The following is a 26693-nucleotide window of genomic DNA, read 5'->3' on the forward strand; positions in this document are numbered from 1 at the left end:
CTACTTTCGTCCGGCGAGCGCCTTCTTCTCCGCCTCCGCCTCCAGAGGTGCGCCGGCACCGATCGAGGTCAGATAGGCATCGACGGTTTCGAGCGACGAAGCCGGCGCAAATCCTTCACCGCTTTCGGGTGTGACGATCGCCAGTTGCGTCTGCCAGCGTCCGGCGTTTCGGCAGGCAACCGACACGAAATCCGGCTGATCCGGCCGCTTCATCTCATATTCGCGGCAAATCTGCTCGCCGCCGACCTGGAACGTCGCAAGGCCGCCGTGCCGGTGCTCATCAGTGCCTCGCCGATGACGAGCGTGCCGGCGAGAAACAGGAGCAGGTTCCACTCGACTGTTTTCAGTGCCTTGCGAAAGGACAACCCCGAGACCTTTTCCGAGGCCATGACGAGGGCGCCGATCAAGGCAACGAAGGGCAAGGCAACGCCATGAAGGCCCGATGTCGCAAGCGCCAGAACGATGAGCGCCGTCACCGCCAGCAGCGTCCGCTCCTGCGCATTGAGCGGCTGCCTTTCAGCCGGCGTGCATGGCTAGAAAGCAGCGTTACGATCCTCGGCGCCGAGGAAGAACCGCAGGATGAGGCCACAGGCAATCAGGCTCGTGACCAATCCGAACGGGGCAGCCAGCAAGGCCCAATCGAGGAAATCGGGCGCTTTGCCGCCGCTGCGACGGATGAAATCGACCGCCACCAGATGGGCGCCGGCACCGGTCAGCGAGGCGGCGGCCGAAAGCAGGATCACCGACGGGAAAAGCAAGGCAAGCGCCCGTGTCACGCCGGGCCGGCCAATGGCGGCCGTCAGCCCCAGAAAGACCGGCATGAAGATTACCGCCCGTGCTGACGTGGATGGGATGATGAAGGCGGTCGCAAAGATCGTCAGAGTTACAGCCCAAAAAAGGCTGCTGACGCGCTGGAACGGTGCCAGCAGCCGGAAGGTGAGACGCTCCACCAGCCCGGATGCCTGAAGCACCGAGGCAATGACGAAGGCGGCGATCATCAACCAGACGATATCGTTGCCGAGCGCTGCAAACATCGCCTCTTCGCTGACGGTACCGGTGGCGCCCAAAGCCAGCGCTCCGGCAAGCGCCACCGGCGTTTCAGGCAGGTCGAAGATCGTCCAGCAGACAAGCGTTGTCGCAAACACCATCAGCGCCAGACGCATCGGCATGGTCAGCCCATCAGCGGCAACAAAGATCAGGATCGTCGCGAAGATCAGCAGCGACCCGGTCAACAGCCGCACTTGGCGCAGCGGCATCTGACCGGCTCGCGGTGAAAACTCCCGCGCGACAACCGACCGTCATGATGTCTCGATGAGGGCCTAACGGTGCTGCACGCGGTTTATTCCCGCCCGAAGCACGGCCCGTTTCAATTTGTTGATCGGACGAGGTAGTTGCGCGCACTTCGGCCAGCGCGCCTGTCAATGTTCACGCCGTGCGCCATATCAATGTAGTGGACCGCGAAATGCCGGCAGTCTTGGGCTACGGTTCACCGTTGGAGGAAGCGAATTATGTTCGTCAGGGAATTGTCGCGTGAGGAATGTATCGCCCTCATCTCCTCGCACCATATCGGTCGGCTGGCCTGTGCCAGGGATGACCAGCCCTACATCGTCCCCATCCAGTACGCCTCTGCCGCGAACCGGCTATACGGCTTCTCCATGCCCGGACAGAAAGTCGACTGGATGCGCTCAAATCCTCGTGTCTGTGTCCAGATCGACGAGTTCTCTGACAGGGGAAGTTGGAAAAGCGCGGTCATCTACGGCAGGTATCGGGAGTTGCCGGATACGGAGCAAGGGCATCAAGAGCGCCTGCAGGCATGGTCGCTGCTGGAGAAGCGCACCAACTGGTGGGAACCGGGCGGTTTGAAGCCGGCGGAGCAGGGTGTCGTCGGAACGTCTCCACATCTGTTCTTTGTCATCGAGATCGACGAGATGACCGGGCGCGCCATGGACGAAGATCCGGTGGACATCTCCTCGCATTAACGAGAAGACGCCCAAGCTGGGAGGCCTGGCTCATCGAGACGACGGGGGGTGCTCCCCGCCAGCCAGCCTCAGCCGATCCGTATCAAGCGCCCTTGCGCGCGACCACGGGCACGTAATGTTCGAGTTCCGGCGCGGGGAACTGCAAGGTGGCGTTGATCTCTGCGGAGCGATAAAGCCCCATCAGCATCTCGACCACGGCCAGACCGTCCTCGAAAGTTTCGAGCGGCTTCTGGCCCTTGCGGAAGCATTCGACCATGTGGCGGTTTTCGTCGGTATACCCGTAGACGCCAGCCTCGTCCTCGAGCACCGGCATCAGCCCCTGCTCGGCATTCTGCTTTTCGACCAGATCCTCGCCTTCCGACCCCGTGACTTCGCGAGACATGAAGATCTTCAAGCCCGTGCTCAGCGAATTGTATTCGAGCGCATATTCCGGTCCGAGCAATTCGAGCTGGATGCGCAGGCCGGCGCCGACATAGGCCCAGGAGGTCGTCGCTTCGATCATCAGTTCGTTGCCGTCCTGATCCTCGAGTGTCACCGTCGCGCGCGCAAAATCCTCCGAAGGGCGGTTGCGATAGTCCACATCGTTGCCGAAGCGCTTGCGCAGCTGTTCGGCATAGTTGGGACGTGTCCATTTCAGGTTGGCGACGGTGCCGTTGACCGACTTGATCTTCAGTGAATTGCGCGGCGCACCGGGCGCGGTCAAGAGATAGCGCGCCACCTCGACGCTGTGGCACATCATGTCGGAGAGAACACCGCCGCCCTGCTTGTCGCCCTGCCAGAACCAGGGCTCGTGCGGACCGGAATGTTCCTCTGCCGCCCGCGCAAGATAGGGTCTGCCGGTGGTGGAGGCGGCGCGACGCCAGATGATTTCCTTGCCGCGCAACACCGGCGTGCAGAACACCTGATTTTCGAGATAGCCATGATTGAGGCCGGCATCTTCGGCCAGCGTCAGCATCTCGCGGGCTTCCGCCACCGTGCGCGCCAAGGGCTTCTCACAGGCGACCGCAAAGACCTTGCTGCGGCCTGACTTGATCGCCCCGTGCAGGGCGCGCATCACGTCGAGGCGCGTATAGTTCGGCGACAGGATCCAGATCGCGTCGACGTCGTCGGCTGACAGCAGCGCTTCCAGGCTCTCATGCGTGCGGCAGGAGCCGAGCCCGAGCGTTTCGACTTCCTTCGCAAATTTTTCGCGGTTTTCCGCCTTGCGGCTGAAGACGCCCGTCACTTCGACATTGCGCACGCCGATCATCGATTTCAGGTGGAAATGGGCGATGAAGCCCGTTCCGACGAAACCCACGCGCAGCGTGTGCTTCGGTAGCTGTGTCATTTTCTTCTCCCAGATTTTTCGGCCGGAGCATGATGCCGAAAGTGTAAGCGGTTTCGGTCGACATCATGCTCGCCTTATGAGTGACGTGGCGCGGTGGTGCTGGCCCGAATGCTCAGGGTCGTCGGCAGCACTATGGGCGGCGCATGCGCCACCTCCTCGCCGGAAAGCATACGAAGCAGCAGCGACATCGCCGTTCTGCCGATGTCGGCGCGCGGCTGGTTGACCGTGGTCAGCGGCGGATAGAAAGCCTTGCTCAGATAGAGGTCGTCGAAGCCGACGACGGAAACATCACCAGGCACATCACGGCCGAGGCGACGCAACTCGTGAATGGCGCCATAGGCCATTTCGTCGTTGGCGGCGAATATCGCCGTCGGCGGCTCGGCCAAGGCAAACAATTGGCCGCAGCAGAGCTGGCCGGTTTCAAGCAGGTAATCGCCCCGAGCCTCGTAGCCGTCAGGGATCGCAAGGCCGGCCTCGTGCATCGCGGCGCGATAACCGTCTCGGCGGTGAATGGCCATCACTTCGGGCAGCGGCCCGGCGATGTGGGCGATCTTGCGGTGACCAAGCGAGATCAGATGCTCGACCGCAGCCCTGGCGGCGGCAAGGTTGTCGACCTGCACATGCGGCAGCCCCGAGTCGTCGATCATTTCCAGCGCGACGACGACGGGCAGATGCGCCAGGTCGAGACCAGCATCATGCCCTGCCGGCGGCAGCTTGCCGGTCATCAGGATCATGCCGTCGGCATGGCCATCGCGCAGCATGTTGAAATACTCCGTCTCGCGATCCGGATCGTTCTCGGTGTTGCCCATGAGCACGGAGTAGCCGGCCTCGCGCGCCGTCGCCTCGACGCCTTTCAGAATGTCGAGATAGAACGGGTTGCCGACGTCGCGCACGACCAAGAGCACCGACATCGACTTGCGGGTGCGCAGGTTGCGGGCGCTGACGTTCGGCCGGTAGTTGAGTTCGCGGGCAAGCGCATGGATGCGCTGGCGCGTTTCCGCCGTCACCAGGCCGGAATCGCTGAGCGCCCGCGACACGGTGGCAACGGAAACGCCGGCACGCTCGGCAATATCCTTGATCTTCGGCCTGTGATCGCTCATGTCCGCATCGCCTTTCCGCGGCCGTAAAACAGCATCAAGAGCAGCAATGTCGCGCCGAACACCATCTGACGGCCGGATTCATCGATGTTGACGGTAGTCAGGATGCCCTGGAGGATCACCAGCAACAGCGCGCCTGCCATGGTGCCGGTGTATCCGCCCTTGCCGCCGGCAAGCGACGTACCGCCAAAGACGACCGCGATGATCGAGGACAGCATGTATTGCTCGCCGACATTGGCGAAGGACGAGCCGGAATAGCCAAGCAGGCAGAGGCCTGCGATCGCCGCGAACATGCCGGAGATCATGAACAGGCCGATGCGCATGCGGCGGACCGGCACGCCGGCCATATAGGCCGCATGTTCGTTGGAACCGATCGCATAAATGCGATGCCCGAAGACGGTGCGGTTGAGCATGAAGGCCATAAACAGGCCGACGGCGATCCAGAGCCAGATGATGCCGGGAATGCCGAACACCAGCGGCTGGGTGACGAAGGCGGAAAGACCGGGTGCCGCGCGGCCGGAGGGAATGCCGTTGCGGATGACGACCAGCAGGCCCTGGAGCACGCCGAGCATGCCGAGCGTCATGACCAGCGGCGGGATACGCAGCAGCGTGACACCCAGCCCGTTCAGGAGGCCGAAGAAAGCCCCGGTCGCCACGCAGGCAAGGATCGCCGGCAGGATGCCGCCGTCGGCGCCGTTCATGACATTGCCGGCAATGATCGCCGAAAGCGAAACGACGCCGCCGACCGAGAGATCGATGCCTTCGCGGCCGCCGAGAATGACGACGTTCTGGCCGGCCGCAACAATGCCGAGCAGCGAGGCGACAATCAGCAGGCGCAGGATCTGGTCGGCCGAGGCAAAGCCCGGTGACAGGCTTTCGCCAAGATAGAGAAGTGCCACGATCAAAAGCAGCGCGATGACCAGCGGCTTCTTGAGGAAGGAAATAACGGCGTTCATGCGCGTGCCCTCCGGCCGGCAAGCACGCCTGCCATCAAGACGAGGAGGATGGCGAGACCTTGAACGAAGTTCTGCCACTCCGACGGCGTGCCCATGAAGAAGACGAGCGAGTTGACGAGACCGATCGTCAGCGCGCCGAGCAGAGAACCGACCACGGTCGTCCAGCCGCCGGCAAGCGCGCTGCCCCCGAGCACGACGGCCGCGACGCTATAGAGCGTCATCTTGCCACCGACGAGCGGATCGCCGCTGGCGGTGTCGCCGGTCAGGCAGAACGCTGCGAGCGCCGAAAACAGGCCGCAGAGCGCATAACCCTTGATGCGGACTAGGACCACGGGAAGACCGGTCTGGTAGGCCGCCTGCTGGTCGTCACCGACGGCCAGAAGCTGGGTGACGAGGCGGGTGCGCGACAAAAGGAAGAGCAGAACAGCGAGTGCTGCAAGCACATAGAAGACGAAGGGAAGACCGAGCAACCGCCCGCCATAGGTCCGCCAGAACAGCGCCGGCGCCGGCGTGCCGGCCACTGGCATGACATAGAGCGCAACGCCGGTGAAGAAGATACTGGTCGCAAAGGTAGCGACGATCGCCTGCAGCCTGAGCGCTGCAACGACGATGCCGTTGATAACCCCACAGACGAGCCCGAGCAGAATGCCACAGATCAAGGCACCGATGACGGCGCCGGCGCCACCACCCCATTTTTCCATCAAAACGACAATGGCGACATTGACGAGTGACAGCGTCGCACCGGCCGACAGGTCAATATCCCCTGCGGAAACGACATAGGTCTGGGCGATCGCCAGCATGATCAGCGCCATATAGGTGCTGAGCAGCCCCGTCAGCGAGCGGTAGCTCAAGCTGTTGGGCGAGAACACGCCGTTCAACGCCAGAAGCGCGACGACAATGACCAGCGCCGGCAGGAACGGATAGCGCTCGAGCCAGAGTTTTAGCCCACCCGCGCGGGAAGGTCGAATTTCTGTCGTGGTCGGTGTCATCACGCGGCCTCGTATGCAGCCTGGTAAAGATTGTAGCGGGTGCGATCCTCGCCGGTGAGCTCGCGCGTGACCGACCCGCCGTTGAAGACGAGGATGCGGTTGGCATTCCCGAGCAATTCGGCGTCCTCCGAGGAATAGAGCAGGATGCCGAGCCCCTCGCCTGCCAGTTGGCGAATGAGGGCAAAGAGATCGGCCTTGGCCGAGAGGTCGATGCCCTTGGTGGGGTCGTCCAGCAGCAGCACATCCGGCCGATCGATCAGCCAGCGGGCGATGATCACCTTTTGCTGGTTGCCGCCGGAAAGCGAGTTGATCGGATGCAGGAGACTCGCGAACTTCGTATGCATCGCCTCAAGCGCCGGCATCGCCTTTTCCTTGAGCGTTGACGGACGTGCAATCATCAGCCGATCACGCAGGTAATGGATGGGCGTCACATTCTCGATGATCGGTCTGCCGGCAATGACGCCGTCGCGACCGCGGTCACCCGAGACATAGGCGCAACCGCGCCGGATGGCGTCGCGCGGGCTTCTCGCATCGAGACGATCGCCGCCGATGCGGATTTCGCCCGCAGTTGTGGAGCCGGCGCCGAAAATCGCCCGCAACACCGCCGATTGCCCCTGGCCGTGAAGCCCGCCGAGACCGAGGATCTCACCCTTGGCGACCTCGAAGCTGACATTGCGGAAACCGGCACCCGACAGCTTGTCGACGGTCATGGCGTCGCCGGCCGAAAAGCTTGCCACGGCAGGCACTGAGGACTGCGAGGCCGGCATGTCGCCGGCGCCGCCGACCATCAGCCGGATGACCGCGGCAGGATCGGTCTCGTTCAGATTGAGCGTCTTGATCGTCTCACCGTCGCGAATGATCGTCACCCGATCACCGATCGCGGTGATCTCGTCCATGCGGTGCGAAATGAAGATGATGCCGCGGCCGTCGCGCTTTAGCCCGCGCAGGATATCGAAGAAGCGGTCGACCTGTGCCCTGTCGAGTGCCGAGGTTGGCTCGTCGAAGATCAGGATCGGGGCTTCACTTGCCAGTGCCTTCATGATCTCGACAAGCTGTCGCTGATCGGCGCGCAGATTGCCGACGAGCGTCTCGGCCGCAAAACCATCACCGGAAACGCCGGAGAAAAGATCGATGTAGCGCGCCGCGCGCGCCTTCAGGGCGGCACGGTCGATAAAGATTCCGGCTTTGACCGGCAGCATGGCAAGGCAGATATTCTCCTCGACCGAGCGGTTTCCGGCAAGGCTGAGCTCCTGGTAGAAGATGCCGATGCCCTGCGCCCTGGCCGATTGCGGCCCTGATATCGTGACCGGCCGACCGTCGATGAGGATCTCTCCGCCATCGGGGCGCACGCTGCCGGCAATGATCTTGCACAATGTGCTCTTGCCCGAGCCGTTCGAGCCCATGAGCACATGGACTTCGCCGGCGGCGATCTCAAGGTCGCCGCGGCGCAAAGCCAGGGTGGCGCCGTAAGCCTTGCTTACGCCGTTCATCTTAAGTTTCGACATGAGGATCGTCCGTATGATCGGGTCAGAAGCGCCGGGCGGACCACGAGATCCGCCCGGTCTTGAGCGCTTACTTGAAGAGCGCTTCAGCGTCTTCGATTGAAAGGGCGCTGGTGTAGGAGTAGTAGCCCGGCTTGCCGTCGACCTGCTTGGCGGCATCCGCCAGGTTCTTGGAGTCGATGAACGGGATCGGCAGGTACATGGCGTTCTTGTACTGGCCAGCCGTTGCCGGTTCCTTCAGTTCCTTGCCCTGCAGCATGAGGACGGCGACATTGAGCGCGCTTGCCATGACGCCGGGCGGATTGACGGTCGCGCCGGAGTTCAGCTTATCCTTGCTCCAGAGATCGATGAAGTCCTTGCGGATCTCGCCGGTTGCTGCGATCTGGCTGGCCTTGCCGGCATCCATGATCGACTTCCAGGCGCCGGCAGCCATGCCGTCCTGCACGACGACGCCGTTGACGTCAGGATAGGTCGCCAGGATGTTCTGCATGGCCTGTTGGCCCTGCGCCTGATCCCAGTTGGCGTTGACCTCGTTGACGACTTGGATATCCGGATAGTCCTTGAAGACGCTCTTATAGCCGGCGACCCGCATCTCGTTTGCCGGGTGGCCTGCGACGCCGTTGATCGCCACGACCTTGCCCTTACCACCGAGCGTTTCGGCAAGCCACTTGGCACCGGCCGCACCCCATGCCGTCTGGTCGATGCCGACATAGGTGGCATCCGGCGAAGAGACTTCGGCATCAGTGGCGATCACCAGAATGCCCGCTTCCTTCGCCTGCGCGAAGATCGGGTCGAAGGCCGTCGGGCTGTTGGGGTTGATGATGATGGCGTTGACGCCCTCGGCAATGAAATTGCGCACATGGGCGATCTGCCCGGGCACGTCGACATTGGCGCTCTGGACGCTGACTTCGACGTCGACGCCCTTTTCCTTCCATTTTTCCGCGGCCGCCTTGGCCTCGTCGATCATCTGCGTGCGCCACTCGCTGCCGACCCAACCATTGGACAGACCAATCTTGAAGGTCTCGGCATTGGCGAGCGAGGCGGAGATGGCAATGGATGCGACGGTGCCGAGTGCTACGGCGATAAGCTTCTTCATAAGATCCTCCCAAAATCTTGCGAGAACCATGAAGCCAGAAAATGTAATCGATTTCAATGGGGGTTTTCAGCGATTTTTGATGGGTTTTTCGAATTTCTGTCGTGAACCTGCGCAAGGTGTGATCTGGCCGGGCCAATCGCCCGGATTGCTGGGGAAAGTTGGCGCTTTCCGTGCCGCTCGTCCCCACTTGGCCGTATGTGTCCTTGGCCATCGAGGCGGCACATGCAAAAGCAAGGCAAGGCGAAAGCTCGATTCGCATCCGCACTCGGCCAAAGCAGGACCGCGACCATGAAATGACAGAAGCGATGAGCGGTTTTGCAGAAGCCGCCTTCAACCCAGCGACCTGTTGCTGGAACTGCAACACTTCGTTGCTCGCCGACCGGCTAGCCGGCATTTGCCCTCAGCCAATAGTGTTAAGTTTGGGCAAAGAACAACAACTGGTCCCCAACCAGAGGAGAACATCATGACCGGAAAACCCGGAGCCGCCGCAGGCGGGCTCTATCTGCACATCCTTGTGCTCGCAATCGTCATCGTCTCCGAGCTGATCGGCATTCAACGCCTGTCGATCGGCCTCGGCACCGTGATCTTCCTGCCGATCCTTTATGCCTTCGCACTCGGCATCATGCTCAATCCCGCCATTTTCAAGGCGAGCGCCAAGTTCATTTCCAAGGATGCGGTCAAGCTGTCCGGCGCCATGATCACCGTTGCGATCATGCCTTTCATTGCCAAGTTCGGCACAACAGTCGGACCACAGATCTCCAAGATCATCGAGGCCGGACCGGCACTCGTGCTCCAGGAACTCGGCAATCTCGGCACGATCCTCATCGCCTTCCCGGTCGCCGTGTTCCTATTGAAGATGGGCCGCGAAGCCGTCGGCGCCACCTATTCGATCGATCGCGAGCCCAACATCGCGCTGATCGCCGACAAATACGGCCTCAACTCGCCGGAAGGCGCCGGCGCCATGGGAGTCTATGCCACCGGCACACTCATCGGCACATTCGTCTTCGCGATCATGCCGCCGCTCGTCCACGGCCTCGGCATCTTCGACGTGCGCGCTCTTGCCATGTCCTGCGGCGTCGGCTCCGGCTCGATGCTTGCGGCCTGCACCGGCGGTCTCGTCGCCGTCGTTCCGGACCAGAAGGACATCATCCTGGCGCTGGCAGCGGCCAGCAACATCCTGACCTACGCGACCGGCCTTTATGTCGGCATGTTCGTCGCCCTGCCGCTGACGGAATGGCTTTACAACAAAGCCCGCCCGTCCGACCGCAAAACAGCCTGATCGGGGAGACAGGAACAATGGCCAATCAAACCAACACCACCACCAATCTTTCTGATGACCTGCCGCTGAATGCGGAAGATGAGCGCAAGATCGATGTCGTCAAACACTCCGGGCTGCTGCTGATCGCCTGCGCCATCGGCCTGATCGCCAACTGGGTCGGAACGGGCACGTCGCCGCTCATCGCCCTGCCGGGCATGGCGGTGCTCTATGTCGCCTGCATCATCGGCCTCGGGTTTGCCCGCTTCGTACCCTTTTACCTGCCTGGTGTCGCCTGGGTATCGCTGATCGCGATCCTGATCACCATTCCCGGCGTCCCGGGGGCTGCCTGGGTCAGCGAACAGGTCGAGCACCTGAACTTCCTGGCGCTCGCCACGCCGGCGCTTGCCTATGGCGGCCTGGCGCTGACAGCGAGCGAATTCGCCATCGCCCGTCGTTCGGGCTGGAAGATCGTCATCGTGGCGATCTGCGTGATGATCGGAACCTATATGGGCTCCGTCGTCGTTGCCGACCTGTTCCTGAGATTGGGCCAGTAGGATAGAACAGCAGGCCGGCCGCGTTTGCGGCCGGTTTCCAATGTGCAGAGACAGGATGAACGAGATGAGCCGCCACGACATCAGCCCCGACCGTATCGCGGAAACGATCGCCTGGCGCCATCACCTGCACGCCCACCCGGAACTCGCCTTCGAGGAACGGGAAACCTCCGCCTTCATTGCCGGCAAGCTTGCCGAATGGGGCATCGCGACCAAAACCGGCTATGCCGGCACCGGCCTTGTCGGCACGCTGTCACGCGGCACTTCGACCCGCGCCATCGCCATCCGCGCCGACATGGACGCGCTGCCGATCGTCGAGGCCAGCGGCGTTGCCTACGCGTCGAAAACATCCGGCAAGATGCATGCCTGCGGCCATGACGGTCACGTCTCGATGCTGCTCGCCGCGGCGCGACAAGCCTCCGAGATGGATTTCGACGGTACCGTACACTTCATTTTCCAGCCGGCGGAAGAAGCGGAAGGTGGCGCCCGCGCCATGGTCGCCGACGGCCTCTTCCGTGATTTTCCGGCTGACGCAGTCTATGCCCTGCACAATTGGCCGGCGCTTAACGTCGGCACCTGCGTTGCCCGCGACGACGCGATGATGGCCGCCTTCGGCGTGTTCGAAATCCGCATCACCGGCAGAGGCGCCCACGGGGCGATGCCGCATGAGGGCGCCGACCCGCTGGTTGCCGCAGCCCAGATCGTCTCCGCGCTGCAGACGATTGCCAGCCGCAACGTCTCGCCGCTCGACGCAGCCGTCGTCTCCGTGACCCAGATCCACGGCGGCGATGCCTGGAATGTCATCCCGCAGGAAGCTGTCATCCGCGGCACGACACGCTGGTTTGCGAAAGAAGTCGGAGAAATCCTCGAAAAGCGCATGCGGACGCTGACGGCGGCCATCGCCGAGGGCCTCGGCTGCAGCGCCGATCTCGACTATCAGTACCGCTATCCCGCCACGATCAACGATGCTGCATCGGCCGCCTTCGTGCGCTCGGTCGCAGCAAAGGACAGTGCCCTTTCGGTCGTCGATGCCGCCCCCAGCATGGCTGCGGAAGATTTCGCCTTCATGCTGGAGCAACGCCCCGGCTGTTACCTCTGGCTCGGCGCACGCCGCGAAGGCGCCAACCCCGGCCTGCATTCACCGCACTACGATTTCAACGATGCGATCGTTCCGCAGGGCGTCGACCTCTGGACAAGGCTGATCGCCACATCTCTTGGTCGTTGACCTCAAACCGTTTCCGTCGCACATGACCACCATGGACGTGCTCGACGCGAAAGCGCTCAAGATTTTTATGGCCGTTGCCCGCATCGGATCGATCCGGGGTGCGGCCGAACACATGGGGCTGGCGCCGTCGGTCGTCAGCCGCCAGATCGCCGACACCGAACGCGAGATCGGCCTTGCGCTGTTCGAACGAACAGCACGCGGCACAGTGCTGACGGATGCCGGCGAACTCGTTCTCGAACACGGCAAGCGTGTTCTTGAAGACAACGGCCTGCTCGCCGAACAGCTCGACCAGATCCGCGGCGTCCAGCAGACGCGCATCCGCATTCGCTGCGGCGAAGGTTTTATGGCGGACCTTGTCGAACACGGGCTGTCGTCATTCTCGAGGGCGCATTCATACGTCCGCTATATCGTCGAACTCGGCAGCACCGAGGACGTGGTCGATGCCATCGCCAACAGCGACGCGGATATCGGCATCGCCTACACACCGCTGACGGACCCGCGCATCCGGGCGCTGGCAATCGCCCGCCAGCCGCTTTGCGTCATTGCTCCGATCGGGCATGCCCTCGCCAGCCGCACCGGTCTGAAACTGGCGGACTGTCTGACCTCGCCCTGCGCCATGCTCGGCAAAGGCAACGGCGTCACCCAGATCGTTGCCCGCGTCGCCGCCGACGCCGGCATGGCACTGGCGCCGTTGCTCGAAACCCATTCGATCGAAGTGTTGCGCCGTTTCGTCGCCTCCGGTCTCGGCGTCACCTTCCTGCCGAGGACCGCCGTCTCCGGCGAAATCGACCGCGGCGTCATGCAGGCGGTCGACCTTGAAGATCCGCTGCTGCGCGAGGCGAGCGCTCACCTGATGGTGCGTGCGCATCGCCGCCTGCCGCTCTCGGTAGAAAAACTCGGCCAGCATCTCGCGCAGGAAATGCAGTCCTTCAAAGCCTGAGGCTTACCGAACCGGCATCCGGACGGCCCGTTCTGCACTCAGTTCCACCGACAGGAAACCTTTACGCGAGTTGACCGTTGTAGCTCCAGGACAGAGGAGAAGGTTGAATGGCATCCGTCCGATACATCGTCGCGGACGTCGACGAGGCGGTCGCGTTTTATCGAGACAATCTCGAATTCAAGATCGACAAGCACAACCCGGGCAAGTTCGCCGCGCTGCTGCGCGACGACCTGACGCTGTATCTCAGCGCCCCAGGTGCCGGGAGCGGTGGTCAGGCCGGCGGTGATCCGAAGCCGGGCGGGTGGAACCGATTTATGATCATTACAAACGAGGTCGATGTCCTCATTGAGCGGTTGCGCCGCACTGATGCAAGATTCCGCGGTGAAATCAGCGACGGCGGTGCCGGCCGCGCCATCCTACTCGAAGATCCGTCGGGCAACGTCATCGAGCTATTCGAGTTCAAGAAGGACTGAACCTGACGTAAAGCTGATGGCGGCGGGCGGTTGCCTTCGATACGTCGTCTGCTCATGGTCATGGCGCGTTCCGCCACCGACGTCAGGTTCCCGTCTTTGACCAAACGGACGGGCGGGATCCACGCCCATCTCAGTCGTCCGGTTTATGGGTTCACGGCTTAGATCATCGCCGTGGGCAAAGCGGCCACCAGCGCATCGACCGCAAGACGGACTTTCAGCGGCAAGTGCGGCGTGCGCAACCAAAGGGCATAGTTGTCGAACACATATCCCGGCTCGCCTTGCAACACTTCGACAAGGACGCCGGACTTGATGCGGTGGCGAACGAGCCACGACGGCAACCAGGCCAGCCCCATTCCGGCAGCCGCAGCATCGGCGATGGCCTCGAGATCGTCCAGCCGCAAGCGATTGGCGGGCGTCACTTCCAAAACCTGCTGCCCGTCGCGCGGGAAAAGCCAGGGATGCACCCATCCAGGTCTATTATATGTCACCGCATGATGGCCGCCCAGATCGTCGATCTGTCTCGGGGTGCCATGGCGCTCGACATAGGACGGCGATGCGCACACAACCATGCTGTGGCTGGCAAGCCGACGGGCGATCAGCCCGGACCTGTCCTCCAGAGTGCCGGTGCGGATGGCAAGGTCGTAACCATCCTCGGCGAGATCGACGATGCGATCGCCGAAGGAGAGCTCAAGCTCGAGCCTTGGGTATTTCCGGGCAAACTCCATCAGAATGGGCGCGACGCACCGCCGGCCGAGCAGCGCCGGCATGGTGACGCGCAACCGACCGCGCGGCTCGGAAAGCTGATCGGCCGCAAGTGCGTCTGCCGCTTCGGCCTCCGCAAGGATGACACGGCAGCGGTCATAATAGGCGCGACCGAATTCGGTCAGGCTCTGTCGACGCGTCGTGCGGTTGATCAGACGCACGCCGAGCCGCTCTTCGAGAAACCGAACATGCTTGCCGACCATCGGCCCGGAAAGGTCGAGCGCTTCCGAGGCGGCCGCAAACGAGCCGAGATCCACGGCTTTGACGAACACCGCCATGCTCGTAAGGCGATCCATATTCGAAACTCCTGGTTTCTACTGCTCTGCCAAATCCGACATTTATCGAATTCCAGCCGACGCGCATAGCTTATTCAGTTCAATCATTACGGAGTTTATGGCTGATGGCACGCGTCGTTCGTTTTCATGAGCATGGTGGTCCGGAGGTTCTGCGCATTGAGGATCACGATGTTGCCGGACCCGGTACCGGCGAGGTCCAGATTCGCGTCAAGGCCCTTGGCCTCAATCGCGCCGAGGCGCTGCTGCGCTCGGGCCGGTACATCGAGACGCCGACATTGCCGTCCGGTCTTGGCCTCGAGGCTGCGGGGGTGATCGAAACGATTGGCGGCGGGGTCGACGGTTTCGCGCCAGGCGACGCCGTCAGCATCATTCCGCCGATATCGATGGTCCGCTGGCCCGCCTATGGTGAGCTGGTCACCGTCCCTGCCGCGCAGGTGGTCAAGCATCCGCCGTCGCTCAACTGGGAAGCGGCAGCAGCCGTCTGGATGCAATATCTCACGGCCTATGGCGCCCTGATCGACATCGCCAAGCTCGGCAGGCAAGATTTGGTCGTGATCACCGCCGCCTCGAGCAGTGTCGGATTGGCGGCCATCCAGATCGCCAACCTGGTCGGCGCAACCGCAATTGCCGTCACGCGAACCTCTGCCAAGAAGCAGGCCTTGTTCGATTTCGGCGCAGCCCATGTGATCGCCTCAGCGGAGGAAGACCTGGAAGCCCGACTGAAGGAGATTGCCGGTCCGCAGGGCATCCACGTGGTATTCGACCCGATCGGCGGGCCGATATTCGAACCGCTGACGGCGGCGATGTCACATGGCGGCATCCTGATCGAATATGGCGGCCTCAGCCCTGAGCCCACGCCTTTTCCGCTGTTTGCCGTCCTCAGCAAGACGCTGACGTTGCGTGGTTACCTCGTCCACGAGATCATCGGTAATCCCCAGCGGCTGGAGGCGGCCAAGGCCTTCATCCTCGACGGGCTGACCTCAGGTTCGTTGCAACCGGTCATCGCCAGGACCTTTCCGTTCGAGCAGATCGTCGAGGCGCATCGCTATCTCGAGACGAACGAACAGTTCGGCAAGATCGTCGTGACAATCTGACGATTGGAGCATTTCCAGGAAAAGAGCCAAGCGGTTTTCCGTCGGGAATGCCTAAAGCAAAGGGATCGGGCGTTTCTGCCACTCCGCCAAAACCGGAAACGCTCGATGCCTCGGGCCGGCATCCGCTGAACCACCGACGTTGCGGCGCCAGCAACGCAGTGTACCGGCCCCGCCGTCTACCCGCCCCGGATACCCCGTGCCACCTTCTCAGCACCAAAACAAACGCTGAGGGTGACACCGGATATGACGACGAAAGAGAGAGCGATAGGCGTGGTCGGGCTTGGAGCCATGGGGCTCGGCATGGCGACCACGCTCGCCAGCAACGGCTTTGCGGTGAAGGGCTTCGACCTTTCCGACGGCAGACGCAAGCTGGCGGACGAAGGCGGTGTGGCGCCTTGCGAAACGCTTGCCGACGTCTTCGTCGATACCGATTTCATCGTTTTCTCGCTGCCGACCGCCAAGGACGTCGCAGCCGTCGTCGAGGCCAATCTTGACGCCCTGAAGGCTGCCGACGACCGTGTCGTCATCATCGACACGTCCACGTCGGAACCCGACGTTTCGCGCGATCTCGCCGCCGGTCTCAACGCACTTGGCCACGGTTTCCTCGATGCGCCCGTCTCGGGCGGGCCGGCGGGTGCTGCAAGCGGCATGCTGACGATGATGATCGGCGGCAGTGACGCCGATGTTACCCGCGCGAAAATGGTGATCGATGCGATGGCGGCCAAGGCCCTGCATGTGGGCCCAAGCGGTGCCGGCAATGTCGCCAAGCTCGTCAACAACTTGCTTGCAGCCGCCCATATGGTGACGACGGGCGAGGGCCTGAAGCTGGCGCTTTCGGCAGGGCTAGAGCCCGAACAGGCGCTCAAGGTGCTGAACGCCGCCTCGGGCAAATCGATGATCAGCGAAGTGCATTTCCCGACCTGGGTGATGAACGACCGCTTCGACAGCGGCTTCACCATGGGCCTGATGCGCAAGGACGTGCGGCTTGCAAGTGAGCTTGCCGCCCGCACCGGCGCCGCACTGCCGCTTTCGGCGGCAGTCGCTCGGCTCTGGGCCGAAAGCCCGCTCGACAATGCCGACGACTTCACCCGCATGGGCGCCTTTCGCGCCACGGCCAACGACAACTGAGACGACAAGGGGAAGACAATGAACGACATGACCATGCCGGCCGCCAAGGCCGAGCGCATCCGCGCGCTGTTTCATGGCTTCCTGCCCGGCAGCGAGATCGGAAGCTATGTCGACGGCGTGCTGGTGGCAGGCTCCGGGCCTGAGCAGAACCTGACCGACCCGGCGACCGGCGAGGTTTTCGCCACGTTCAAGGACGCCGGCAACGACGTCATCGATGCGGGCATGGAAGCGGCGACGCGGGCGCAGCGCGAGTGGATGGCCATGACGGCATCCGCCCGCGGCCGGGTGATGAACGAGATCGCCCGCAAGATCCGTGAGCGCGCACCGGAACTGGCCGAGCTCGAAAGCCGTTCCGCTGGCCGGCCGATCCGCGATATCCGCGGCGAAGCGCTGCGGGTCGCCGAGATGTTCGAATATTATGCCGGCTGGTGCGACAAGCTGCACGGCGAGGTCATTCCGGTCCCGACCTCACACCTGAACTACATCAGGCACGAACCGGTCGGCGTCGTTGCCCAGATCACGCCCTGGAACGCGCCGCTCTTTACCGGCGGCTGGCAGATCGCACCGGCGATCTGCGCCGGCAACGGCGTCGTGATCAAACCGTCGGAGCTGACGCCGCTCAGCACGCTTGTCCTCGGAGCACTTTGCGAGGCGGGCGGCGCACCGCGCGGACTCGTCAACGTCATCGCCGGCCAGGGCGTGACCGCAGGCGCCGCGATGGTTGCCCATCAGCAGACAGCGCTCGTCGTCTTCGTCGGCTCGGCCCAGGCCGGATCTGCGATTGCGGCAGCAGCTGCGAAGAACGTCGTGCCCTGCATTCTCGAACTCGGCGGCAAGTCCGGCAACATCGTCTTTGCCGATGCGGATGTCGGCCGGGCGATCGTCGGCGCGCAGTCGGCCATCTTCTCGGGCGCCGGCCAGAGCTGCGTTGCCGGTTCCCGTCTGTTGATCCACCGCTCGGTGCATCAGCAATTCGTCGAGCGTTATGCCCGCGCCGCCGAACGCATCCCGGTCGGAGATCCCTATCTCGACGCCACCCAGATTGGCCCGATCAACAATGCCCGCCAATGGGCAAAGATCGACGAGATGGTGCGCCAGGGTGTTGCCGAAGGCGCAACGCTTGCAACCGGCGGCGCCAAGCCCGCAGCGCTTTCGTCCTCCGGCGGCTTCTTCTTTGCCCCGACCATCCTCGACAACGTCAAGCCCGACATGACCATCGCGCGCGAGGAAGTCTTCGGCCCGGTCGTCGGCGTCACGGTCTTTGACGACGAGGAAGAAGCGGTGGCGCTTGCCAACAACAACCCTTACGGTCTCGCGGGCGCTGTGTGGACACGGGACGTCGGGCGAGCCCACCGCATGGCTGCGCGCGTGCGCGCCGGCACGTTCTGGATCAATGGCTACAAGACGATCAGCGTGATGTCGCCCTTCGGCGGCTTCGGCCGCTCCGGATACGGCCGCTCCAGCGGCCGCGACGCGCTGCTCGCCTACACCCAGACAAAGAGCGTCTGGGTCGAAACCGCGGAAAATCCTGCCGTCGTCTTCGGCTATGCCCCGGAGGCGTAGGGCAGTCGAGCGAATGAAATGACAGAAAGGCCGGCGACGCCGACCCTTCTCTCTTGCTCGGGGCCGTTTCGTCAGGCGGCGCGGCTCCAGCTTTCGCGCGTTGCAACACCTTCCAGCTTGAACTTCGCCAGCATCGTGCGGAGCTGGCGGCTTTCTTCGGCGAGCGTTCCGCTCGCAGCCGTCGTTTCTTCAACCATTGCCGCATTCTGCTGGGTCATCTGGTCCATGTGGTTGACCGAGGTATTGATCTCCTGCAGTGCGGTTGCCTGTTCGCGTGCGGCGGTCGCGATCGTATTGACGTGGCCGCTGACATTGTTGACCAGGGTCTCGATCTCCAACAGCGCCTCGCCGGTCGAGCGCACCAGCGACACGCCGTTTTCGACCTCGCTTGCGGAGCTGTGGATCAGCGTCTTGATCTCCTTGGCGGCGTTCGCCGAACGCTGCGCCAACTCGCGGACTTCCTGGGCGACGACGGCAAAGCCGCGTCCGGCCTCGCCGGCACGGGCGGCCTCGACGCCAGCGTTGAGCGCCAGTAGATTGGTCTGGAAGGCGATCTCGTCGATCACCGAGATGATCTGGTTGATCCGGTTCGACGAATCCTCGATGCGGCCCATGGCGTCGATTGCGCTGCGCACGATCGCACCCGATCGTCCGGCACTGTCCTTGGTGGCGCGCACCATCTCGTGCGCCTCATTGGCCCGCGCAGACGCGGTCCGGACCGTCGAGGTGATTTCGTCGAGGGCCGCCGCTGTCTCTTCGAGTGCTGCCGCCTGTTGCTCGGTACGCTTCGACAAATCGTTAGCCGCCGAGCTCAACTCCACCGAATTGTCGTTGATCGTGCCCGCCGCAGTACGGACGTTCTGCATCGTCGAGCGCAGGGTCACCATCGTGGCGTTGACGTTGGTCTGAAGCTCGGCGAACGCGCCGTGGAATTCACCGCGCATGGATTGCGTCAGGTCGGCGTCTGCGAGTGCTGCCACGACGCGGCGGACCTCGTTGACCGTCAAATCGACGCTCGATACCAGCTCGTTGACGCTGGCGGCAAAGCGGTTGAGGTCCTCGTTATCGTAGTCCTTGGTGATGCGACCGGTGAAATCGCCGGCAACGGCCGCGGCAACCACGATGCTGATGTTGGACTGGAGATCGCTGCTGCGTGCATGCAGCGCCGCCTCCTGGGCCTTCATGTCGCGCATGCTGATGGCGTTCTTGCGGAAGACTTCGACGGCACGGCCCATCTCGCCGATCTCGTCGCGGCGTGAAGGGTCGGCTCCATCGCCATCAAGCTTGCCGTCGGCAAGTTCGCTCATGATCGACGTCAGCGTTTGCACCGGAACCACGATGCCGCGGCGCGCGACGAGCAGGCTGACGGCCACGCCGAAGACGATGCAGGCGCCGGCTGCAGCCAAGAGGATCGTCATCGCGACGGCGGAAGATTCGAGCGCCTCGGCGCGAGCAGCAGCAAGAGCGTCGCCGGAATAGGTGCTGTAGGCCTTGACGGTGGAGGTCACCGTCTTCTGGGCGTCGAGCGCCTTGTCGAGGGCGGCCTTGACGGCAGCGGCGTCAGCGCCATTCGATCCGGCAACGGCAATCATCGCCCGGATCTCGTCGAAATAGCTGTTCAGCGTCGTGCGGATGTCGTTGAGAAGCTTGTCCTCGGCATCGTCGGCGACCGCCTCGATCTTGGTGAGGCGACCGAGCATTTCGGTGGCGCGGGTTTCCGTTTCCGCACCGAACTCCGAAGCCTTACCGGGCGTAGCGGCCAATTGATAGGTCATGCGGCTGATGGCGATGATATCGACCCTGAGGTCCATCGCCTCGCGCGCGGCTTCTTCGCGGGCGCCGACTTCGACGATCGTCGTGCCGAGTGAAGAGAGCCCGCGCGCACCGGCAAGGGCGATCAGGGTTGACGAAATGCCCATGACCACGACCACGAGGCCGACCTTGGTCAATATCGATAAATTCTTGAACGCCACTGCCGTGACTCCTGTGATGTCGCGATCGCGCTGGTTTGCAGGACATGGTCGGCCAAACCGGTGGGAGGAGACCCGGAATGTTGCGCGCGCTCCGAGGGAGGAGGCGGAGATCTCAAGCGCACCGACCGAGAGATACTTAGTAATTGCGAATTTAAATTAACGTTAAAACAGCAACACTAGGGCCAGTCCGGCCAGGTGGCGCCTGCGTCGGGCAGCCTCACAAACGCAAAGCGGGCGGGCGATTTCTCGCCCGCCCGCAGACCACCGCAGCAGTCTTGGGAGATCAATTCTTGCCGTAGCCGCCGCCCGTCGGCGTGACGACGGTAAAGGCCTCGCCGGCTTCCAGAACCGTATGGGCGCAGCCCGACAGTTCCTCGGTTCGCCCGTCGTTGCGACGGACGAGGTTCTGGCCGAGATTGCCGGGCTCACCGCCCTTGATACCGAAGGGCGCAACACGGCGGTGACCGGAAAGGATCGCGAAATCGAGCTTTTCCCGGGCACGAATGGTGCGCTTCGTGCCGTCGCCGGCCGACCACTTACCCTTGCCGCCGGAGCCGCGGCGGATGTGGAAGTCCTCCAGCACCACCGGGAAGCGGGTCTCAAGAATTTCCGGATCGGTCAGTCGCGAATTGGTCATATGGGTGTGGACCGCATCGGCGCCATTGTAACCCGGCCCCGCCGACGCGCCCGAGCAGATCGTCTCGTAATACTGGTAGTGCGCGTTGCCGAAGGTCAGATTGTTCATCGTGCCTTGAGCGCCTGCCTGGCTTTCGACGGCACCGAAGAGGCAGTTGGTGACAGCCTGGCTGACTTCGACATTGCCGGCAACGACCGCTGCGGGATAACGCGGGGTCAGCATCGTGCCTTCCGGGATGACGATGTGGATCGGCCTGAGGCAACCGGCGTTCATCGGGATATCGGCCTCGACGAGAACGCGGAAGACATAAAGCACCGCCGCCCGAGTGACCGGAGCGGGCGCATTGAAATTGTCCGAACGCTGTTCCGACGTGCCGGTGAAGTCGACCGTGGCCTCGCGCTTGTCACGATCGACGGTGATCTTCACCACGATCTTGCAGCCCTGATCCATCTCGTAGGAGAATTCGCCGTTAGGCAGTTGGTCGAGGACGCGGCGCACGCTTTCGGCGGCATTGTCCTGGACGTGGCCCATATAGGCCTCAACGACATCCTCGCCGAACTGCGCGATCATCTTCTTGAGTTCCGCCACGCCCTTTTCGTTGGCGGCAACCTGCGCCTTCAGGTCGTTGACGTTCTGCACGATGTTGCGAACCGGATAGCGCGCGCCATTGAGCAACGCCTCAAGTTCGGCCTCGCAGAAGCGGCCGGCATCGATGAGCTTGAAGTTGTCGATATAGACGCCTTCCTCCTCGATGTTGGTCGCCAGCGGCGACATCGAGCCGGGCGAGATACCGCCGATATCGGCATGATGGCCGCGGCTTGCAACCCAGAAACGGATCTCCCTACCCTGGTCATCGAACACGGGCGTGCAGACGGTCAGGTCGGGCAGATGCGTGCCACCGTTGTAGGGCGCATTGATCAGGAAGACGTCGCCGGGGTGAATAACCGGGTTCTCGCGGATCGCAGTTGCGACCGAGGCATCCATCGAGCCCAGATGCACCGGCATGTGCGGCGCATTGGCAACGAGATTGCCCCTGTTGTCGAAGACCGCGCAGGAGAAATCGAGACGCTCCTTGATGTTCACGGAGTAGGCGGTGTTCTGCAGAGTCACGCCCATCTGCTCGGCGATCGACATGAAGAGATTGTTGAAAATCTCGAGCATGACCGGATCGGCCTTGGTGCCGATCGCGCTGCGCGCCGGCAGCGCCTTGACGCGGCGAAGCACGATATGGTCCTTGGCAGTCAGTTCCCCTTGCCAGCCGTCCTCGACGATAACGGTCTGGTTCGGCTCGATGATGATCGCCGGACCGTCAAGGCGTTGGCCCGGCTTGATCTCGGAGCGAAGCGCCACCGGCGCATCGTGGAACTGGCCCTGGGAATAGAAGCGGGTGCTGCGGCTAAGCGCGGGCGCGCCTGCCGTCGTCGCCAGGCCTTCACCTTCCATCTGGGCAGCGCCGCCGCCGACGGTTTCGACCTCGACAGCGTCGATCACCAGCGCCTTGTTGTCGGCGACGAAGCCGAAGCGGCGCTTGTGCAAGGTCTCGAATTCGGCGCGTAGGCGGGCGATATCGTCATGCCCGGGGAAGGTCGCATCGACAGCCAGGACCGTGTCGGTGCCGGCATAGCGGATATGGGCGCGAAGATGGGTGCGGATCTCGTTGCGGCCGATGCCCTGTGCTTCGAGTTCGCCGAGGCATTCGACCTGCAGGTCGGACCCAAGCTCGGCAAGCGCCGAAGGCGCCTTGTCGTCGAGCGCAACGCCGAGCGCCTTCTGACGGGTGGCGCGGATATCGGCGAGCCCCATGCCATAGGCCGACAGCAGGCCGGACATAGGATGCACCAGAATGCTCTTCATCCCCAGCTGATCGGCGACAAGGCAGGCATGCTGGCCACCGGCGCCGCCGAAGCAGCTGAGCGCGTAACGCGTCACGTCATAGCCGCGCTGGACCGAGATCTTCTTGATCGCCTCGACCATGTTGGCGACCGCAATGCGGATGAAACCGTCGGCAACATCCTCAGGCGCCCGGCCATCGCCGATTTCGGCTGCCATCGCCGCGAAACGCTGACGCACCGTCTCGACATCGAGCCGCTCGTTCTGCTCCGGCCCGAACAGCGCCGGGAAGAATTCCGGCATCAGCTTGCCGAGCATCACATTGGCATCGGTGACCGCAAGCGGGCCGCCGTTGCGATAGCAGGCAGGGCCCGGATTGGCGCCGGCGGAATCCGGTCCGACGCGGAAGCGCTCGCCGTCGAAATGCAGGATCGAACCGCCGCCGGCGGCAACCGTGTGGATCAGCATCATCGGCGCGCGCACGCGCACGCCGGCGACTTCGGTTTCGAAGGCGCGCTCGTATTCGCCGTCGAAATGGGCAACGTCGGTAGAGGTGCCGCCCATGTCGAAGCCGATGACGCGGTCGAAACCGGCCGCTTCACCGGTTTTGGCCAAGCCGACGACACCGCCAGCCGGACCAGAGAGGATCGCATCCTTGCCCTGGAACATGTCGGCGGCCGTCAGGCCACCCGACGACATCATGAACATGACCCGCGCGCCGGAGCGCTCGACGTCGAGTTCGCTCGACACCTGCGCCACATAGCGGCGCAGCACCGGCGAGAGATAGGCGTCGATGACGGTGGTATCGCCGCGACCGACATATTTGATCAGCGGCGAGACTTCGTGGCTGACCGACACCTGCTCGAAGCCCATTTCGCGGGCAAGCCGGGCGACCAGCGCCTCGTGCTCCGGATATTTATAGGCGTGCATGAAGACGATCGCGACGGTGTTGTAACCCTGGTCGCGAAGCGCCGTCAGCGCCTGGCGCGCCTCGGCCTCATCCAGTGCCTGCTCGACCGTGCCGTCGGCCAGCACCCGTTCGCCGAGCTCCACAATATCCTTGTAGAGCGCTTCCGGCTTGATGATTTCGGTGGCGAAGATGTTCTTGCGCTCCTGGTAACCGATCCTGAGCGCGTCACGGAAACCGCGCGTCGTCACCAGTGCGAGCGGTTCGCCCTTGCGCTCAAGCAGCGCATTGGTCGCGACCGTCGTGCCCATACGCACTTCGCTGATGAGCCCGGTCGGGATCGGCGTGCCGGTCGGCAGGCCAAGATGCAGGCGGATGCCGTGCACGGCGGCATCACGATAGGCTTCCGGATTCTCCGACAGCACCTTGCGCGCATGCAGAACGCCTTGCGGGTCCCTGCCGATCACGTCGGTGAAGGTGCCGCCACGGTCGATCCAGAAGTCCCAGCTGCCGGTTTCGCGTGCGCTCATCGTCCATCCCTCTCACTCGTCTGCCGCCAGCTCGGGTCGGCTCCGAAATTCATCAAAGCAGTTCGTTGACAAAATGTCGATAAAATGATGACATAAAATCGTCAAGATGAGGAAGTGCTGAATGACGAAGAAGTCTGAGGAGAGCTTTGAAGGGAGGGAATGGGCGCAAGACGCTTTGCCCGACCACATGAAGCCCGTGTCCGCGATCGGACCGATCGTCTCCTCCGCACATCTGGCCGAAGGCGGGTCCCCAGGGCTCTCGGAAGTCGAGTACGGTCTGATTCTCGCTTCTCACGCGTTTCATCGCTGGATGGTGCGCTGCATGGCTGCCGCCGGTGTGCCCGGCCTTTCCTCCACAGAAATTCTCATCCTGCATACGATCCGCCACCGCGACCGCGGCAAGAAGCTCGCCGATATCTGCCTCGTGCTCGACATCGAAGACACGCATGTGGCGACCTATGCCATCCGCAAGCTCGAGGCGGCCGGCCTTGTCACCACAGGCAAGGCGGGCAAGGAAAAGACCATCCAGATCACCGACAAGGGCGCGGAAGCCTGCACCCGTTATGCGCAAATCCGCGAGCGCCTGCTCGTGACCTCGACGGCCAATGCCCGCCCTTCCGAGGAGACACTCTCGGAAATCGCCGCTGTGCTGCGCTTCATGTCGGGGGCCTATGAACAGTCCGCGCGTGCCGCGACCACATTGTGACAAGGAAGATCGCGTGACCGCTGATACGACACCCCCGCTGCTGGCCGTAGAAAACCTGTCCGTCGCCTTCAATGGCAATGCCGTCGTCGAAGACCTGAGCTTTTCGGTCACCGCGGGACGGACGCTGGCAATCGTCGGCGAATCGGGCTCCGGCAAATCGGTGACCTCGCTTTCGATCATGCGGCTTGCCGACATGATGGGAGGTCGGTTCCCCTCCGGTCGCATCCTGTTCCAGGGCAAGAACGGCGCGGTGAACCTGACGGCCGAACCGCAGAAAGCGATGCGCAGCATTCGCGGCAAGGAGATCGCCATGATCTTCCAAGAGCCGATGACGTCGCTCAATCCGGTGTTCACGATCGGTGACCAGATCGCCGAAGTGCTGATGCTGCACGAGAAGATGACGAAAGCCGAAGCTCTCACCGAGACATGCCGGCTGCTCGACATGGTGCGGCTGCCCGATTCCGCCGAGCTCGTCGGCCGTTATCCGCACCAGCTCTCCGGCGGCATGCGCCAACGCGTCATGATCGCCATGGCGCTTGCCTGTCGCCCGAAGCTTTTGATCGCCGACGAGCCGACGACGGCGCTCGACGTGACCATCCAGGCCCAGATCCTCACCATCATCCGCGACCTCCAGAAGGAGCTCGGCATGGCGGTGATCTTCATCACCCATGACATGGGCGTCGTCGCCGAAATGGCCGACGATGTCGTCGTCATGTGGAAGGGCCGCAAGGTCGAGGAAGGTCCGGTCGCCGAGATCTTCGCCAATCCACAACATCCCTATACCCAGACGCTTCTTTCCGCCGTGCCGAAGCTCGGCAGCATGACCGGCGAAGACTTCCCCAAGCGCATGCCGCTGACGATGATGATCGACGGCGCGCCGAAGCTTGTCGGCGAAGAGCATATCCAGCGCACCGCCCGCTACGACGCAGCACCGATCCTCTCCGTGCGCGATCTCGTTACACGCTTTGACGTCAAGAAGAACCTTTTCGGCAGGGCCACGCACCGCGTTCACGCAATTGAAAATGTCAGCTTCGACATTTTCCCGGGCGAGACCCTGGCACTTGTCGGCGAATCCGGTTCCGGCAAGTCGACGATCGGCCGTACAATCCAGCAGCTCCAGAGCGCCACCTCAGGTGAAATCCTCTTCGGCGGACGCCCGGTCTCCGCCATGAGCTTTGCCGAGCGCCAGCGGCTGAAACAGGAAATCCAGTACATCTTCCAGGATCCCTTCGCCTCACTCGACCCGCGCAAGACCGTCGGTTTCTCGATTGCCGAACCGATCCGCACCCATGGGCTGATCCTTGGCAACAAGGAAATCGAAAAGCGCGTTCACGAACTGCTCGAGCGGGTGGGGCTGACCTCCGCCCATGCCGAGCGTTACCCGCATGAGTTCTCCGGCGGTCAACGCCAGCGCGTCTGTATCGCCCGGGCGCTCGCATCCCGGCCCAAGCTCATCATCGCCGACGAGGCGCTATCGGCGCTCGACGTGTCGATCCAGGCCCAGATCATCAATCTGTTCATGGAGCTGCAGGAACAGGAAGGCCTCGCCTATCTTTTCATCAGCCATGACATGGCCGTGGTCGAGCGCATGAGCCACCGCGTCGCCGTGCTCTATCTCGGCCAGGTGATGGAATTCGGTAGCCGCCGCCAGGTGTTCGAAACCCCGACCCATCCCTATACCCGCCGGCTGCTATCGGCCGTTCCGGTCGCCGATCCCGGCAAGGGGCGCGACCGGGGGATGATCGAAGGCGAGATCCCGAGCCCGATCCGGCGTGTCGGAGAAGAACCCGCGGTGCTTCCGCGCAAGGAGATCGCGCCGGGCCATTTCGTGGCCCTGGACGCGTAAAGCCGCTTTCTCTTTTCAGGGGAAGGCA

Annotated in this window: 21 protein-coding genes and 1 pseudogene; 11 read left to right on the top strand and 11 right to left on the bottom strand. The window is 63.0% G+C overall.

The genetic code is table 11. The features are described from left to right. Together ASD00_RS25120 and ASD00_RS25130 are read right to left on the bottom strand one after the other, a co-directional pair. A complete protein-coding gene (locus ASD00_RS25120) occupies positions 1 to 213 on the bottom strand; it encodes a hypothetical protein (protein ID WP_057209838.1) in 213 nt (70 codons plus the stop codon). Continuing rightward, positions 210 to 1256, bottom strand: a pseudogene (locus tag ASD00_RS25130) (SLC13 family permease). The gene ASD00_RS25120 and the pseudogene ASD00_RS25130 overlap by 4 nt, the downstream one beginning before the upstream one ends. A 252-nt stretch (positions 1257 to 1508) precedes the next feature. Between ASD00_RS25130 and ASD00_RS25135 the strand changes: the two are divergent. Further along, entirely contained in the window at positions 1509 to 1979 is a 471-nt protein-coding gene (locus ASD00_RS25135; RefSeq protein WP_057209844.1) for a pyridoxamine 5'-phosphate oxidase family protein, read from the top strand. Between the two features lie 82 nt (positions 1980 to 2061). Here the strand turns inward: ASD00_RS25135 and ASD00_RS25140 are convergent, their stop codons facing one another. From ASD00_RS25140 to ASD00_RS25165, 6 genes are all read right to left on the bottom strand, one after another. Then, entirely contained in the window at positions 2062 to 3306 is a 1245-nt protein-coding gene (locus tag ASD00_RS25140) for a Gfo/Idh/MocA family oxidoreductase (RefSeq protein WP_057209846.1), read from the bottom strand. Positions 3307 to 3380: 74 nt separating this feature from the next. Next, positions 3381 to 4406, bottom strand: a complete 1026-nt coding sequence (locus ASD00_RS25145) for a LacI family DNA-binding transcriptional regulator (RefSeq protein WP_025429270.1) — start codon at positions 4404 to 4406, stop codon at positions 3381 to 3383. Then, a complete protein-coding gene (locus ASD00_RS25150) occupies positions 4403 to 5359 on the bottom strand; it encodes an ABC transporter permease (RefSeq protein WP_025429271.1) in 957 nt (318 codons plus the stop codon). The genes ASD00_RS25145 and ASD00_RS25150 overlap by 4 nt, the downstream gene beginning before the upstream one ends. Further along, positions 5356 to 6348 carry an ABC transporter permease gene (locus ASD00_RS25155; protein ID WP_025429272.1) on the bottom strand — a complete coding sequence of 331 codons (993 nt, stop codon included), beginning with the start codon at positions 6346 to 6348 and terminating at the stop codon, positions 5356 to 5358. Before ASD00_RS25155 ends, ASD00_RS25150 begins: the two co-directional genes overlap by 4 nt. Continuing rightward, on the bottom strand, positions 6348 to 7853 hold the full coding sequence (locus ASD00_RS25160) for a sugar ABC transporter ATP-binding protein (protein WP_025429273.1): 1506 nt from the start codon (positions 7851 to 7853) through the stop codon (positions 6348 to 6350). Before ASD00_RS25160 ends, ASD00_RS25155 begins: the two co-directional genes overlap by 1 nt. Before the next feature lie 67 nt (positions 7854 to 7920). Beyond that, positions 7921 to 8946, bottom strand: coding sequence for an ABC transporter substrate-binding protein (locus tag ASD00_RS25165; protein ID WP_025429274.1), 1026 nt, complete (start codon positions 8944 to 8946; stop codon positions 7921 to 7923). 463 nt (positions 8947 to 9409) lie between these two features. On the opposite strand from ASD00_RS25165, the gene ASD00_RS25170 reads away from it, so the two are divergent. The 5 genes from ASD00_RS25170 to ASD00_RS25190 all read left to right on the top strand — a co-directional run bounded on the left by ASD00_RS25170 (position 9410) and on the right by ASD00_RS25190 (position 13393). Beyond that, positions 9410 to 10225: a DUF3100 domain-containing protein gene (locus tag ASD00_RS25170; RefSeq protein WP_025429275.1), complete on the top strand. Its 816-nt coding sequence runs from the start codon at positions 9410 to 9412 to the stop codon at positions 10223 to 10225. A gap of 17 nt (positions 10226 to 10242) precedes the next feature. Next, positions 10243 to 10758 (top strand): hypothetical protein, encoded by a 516-nt coding sequence (locus tag ASD00_RS25175; protein WP_057209847.1) that lies wholly within the window; start codon positions 10243 to 10245, stop codon positions 10756 to 10758. 64 nt (positions 10759 to 10822) lie between these two features. Then, a complete protein-coding gene (locus ASD00_RS25180) occupies positions 10823 to 11980 on the top strand; it encodes a M20 aminoacylase family protein (protein WP_057210104.1) in 1158 nt (385 codons plus the stop codon). A 22-nt stretch (positions 11981 to 12002) separates the two neighbouring features. Then, entirely contained in the window at positions 12003 to 12920 is a 918-nt protein-coding gene (locus ASD00_RS25185) for a LysR family transcriptional regulator (RefSeq protein ID WP_225906260.1), read from the top strand. Between the two features lie 107 nt (positions 12921 to 13027). Then, positions 13028 to 13393, top strand: coding sequence for a VOC family protein (locus ASD00_RS25190; protein WP_057209850.1), 366 nt, complete (start codon positions 13028 to 13030; stop codon positions 13391 to 13393). A 158-nt stretch (positions 13394 to 13551) separates the two neighbouring features. Here the strand turns inward: ASD00_RS25190 and ASD00_RS25195 are convergent, their stop codons facing one another. Next, a complete protein-coding gene (locus tag ASD00_RS25195) occupies positions 13552 to 14451 on the bottom strand; it encodes a LysR family transcriptional regulator (protein ID WP_025429280.1) in 900 nt (299 codons plus the stop codon). A 104-nt stretch (positions 14452 to 14555) separates the two neighbouring features. Between ASD00_RS25195 and ASD00_RS25200 the strand changes: the two genes are divergently transcribed. The 3 genes from ASD00_RS25200 to ASD00_RS25210 all read left to right on the top strand — a co-directional run bounded on the left by ASD00_RS25200 (position 14556) and on the right by ASD00_RS25210 (position 18236). Beyond that, positions 14556 to 15545, top strand: coding sequence for a zinc-dependent alcohol dehydrogenase family protein (locus tag ASD00_RS25200; RefSeq protein WP_025429281.1), 990 nt, complete (start codon positions 14556 to 14558; stop codon positions 15543 to 15545). A 243-nt stretch (positions 15546 to 15788) separates the two neighbouring features. Continuing rightward, positions 15789 to 16673 (top strand): NAD(P)-dependent oxidoreductase, encoded by an 885-nt coding sequence (locus ASD00_RS25205; protein WP_057209852.1) that lies wholly within the window; start codon positions 15789 to 15791, stop codon positions 16671 to 16673. Positions 16674 to 16691: 18 nt separating this feature from the next. Further along, the gene (locus ASD00_RS25210) at positions 16692 to 18236 is read left to right on the top strand and encodes an aldehyde dehydrogenase family protein (RefSeq protein ID WP_057209853.1); all 1545 of its coding nucleotides are present in this window, start codon (positions 16692 to 16694) and stop codon (positions 18234 to 18236) included. 71 nt (positions 18237 to 18307) lie between these two features. Here the strand turns inward: ASD00_RS25210 and ASD00_RS25215 are convergent, their stop codons facing one another. Together ASD00_RS25215 and ASD00_RS25220 are read right to left on the bottom strand one after the other, a co-directional pair. Further along, positions 18308 to 20209: a methyl-accepting chemotaxis protein gene (locus ASD00_RS25215; protein WP_057209855.1), complete on the bottom strand. Its 1902-nt coding sequence runs from the start codon at positions 20207 to 20209 to the stop codon at positions 18308 to 18310. A gap of 283 nt (positions 20210 to 20492) precedes the next feature. Further along, positions 20493 to 24113, bottom strand: coding sequence for a hydantoinase B/oxoprolinase family protein (locus tag ASD00_RS25220; protein ID WP_057209858.1), 3621 nt, complete (start codon positions 24111 to 24113; stop codon positions 20493 to 20495). A 121-nt stretch (positions 24114 to 24234) separates the two neighbouring features. Between ASD00_RS25220 and ASD00_RS25225 the strand changes: the two genes are divergently transcribed. Then, positions 24235 to 24819, top strand: coding sequence for a winged helix DNA-binding protein (locus ASD00_RS25225; protein WP_025429285.1), 585 nt, complete (start codon positions 24235 to 24237; stop codon positions 24817 to 24819). Between the two features lie 13 nt (positions 24820 to 24832). After that, a complete protein-coding gene (locus ASD00_RS25230; protein WP_025429286.1) occupies positions 24833 to 26665 on the top strand; it encodes an ABC transporter ATP-binding protein in 1833 nt (610 codons plus the stop codon). Positions 26666 to 26693 lie beyond the last annotated feature (28 nt).

The organism is Ensifer sp. Root31, assembly GCF_001424825.1.
GTDB lineage: Bacteria > Pseudomonadota > Alphaproteobacteria > Rhizobiales > Rhizobiaceae > Ensifer > Ensifer canadensis.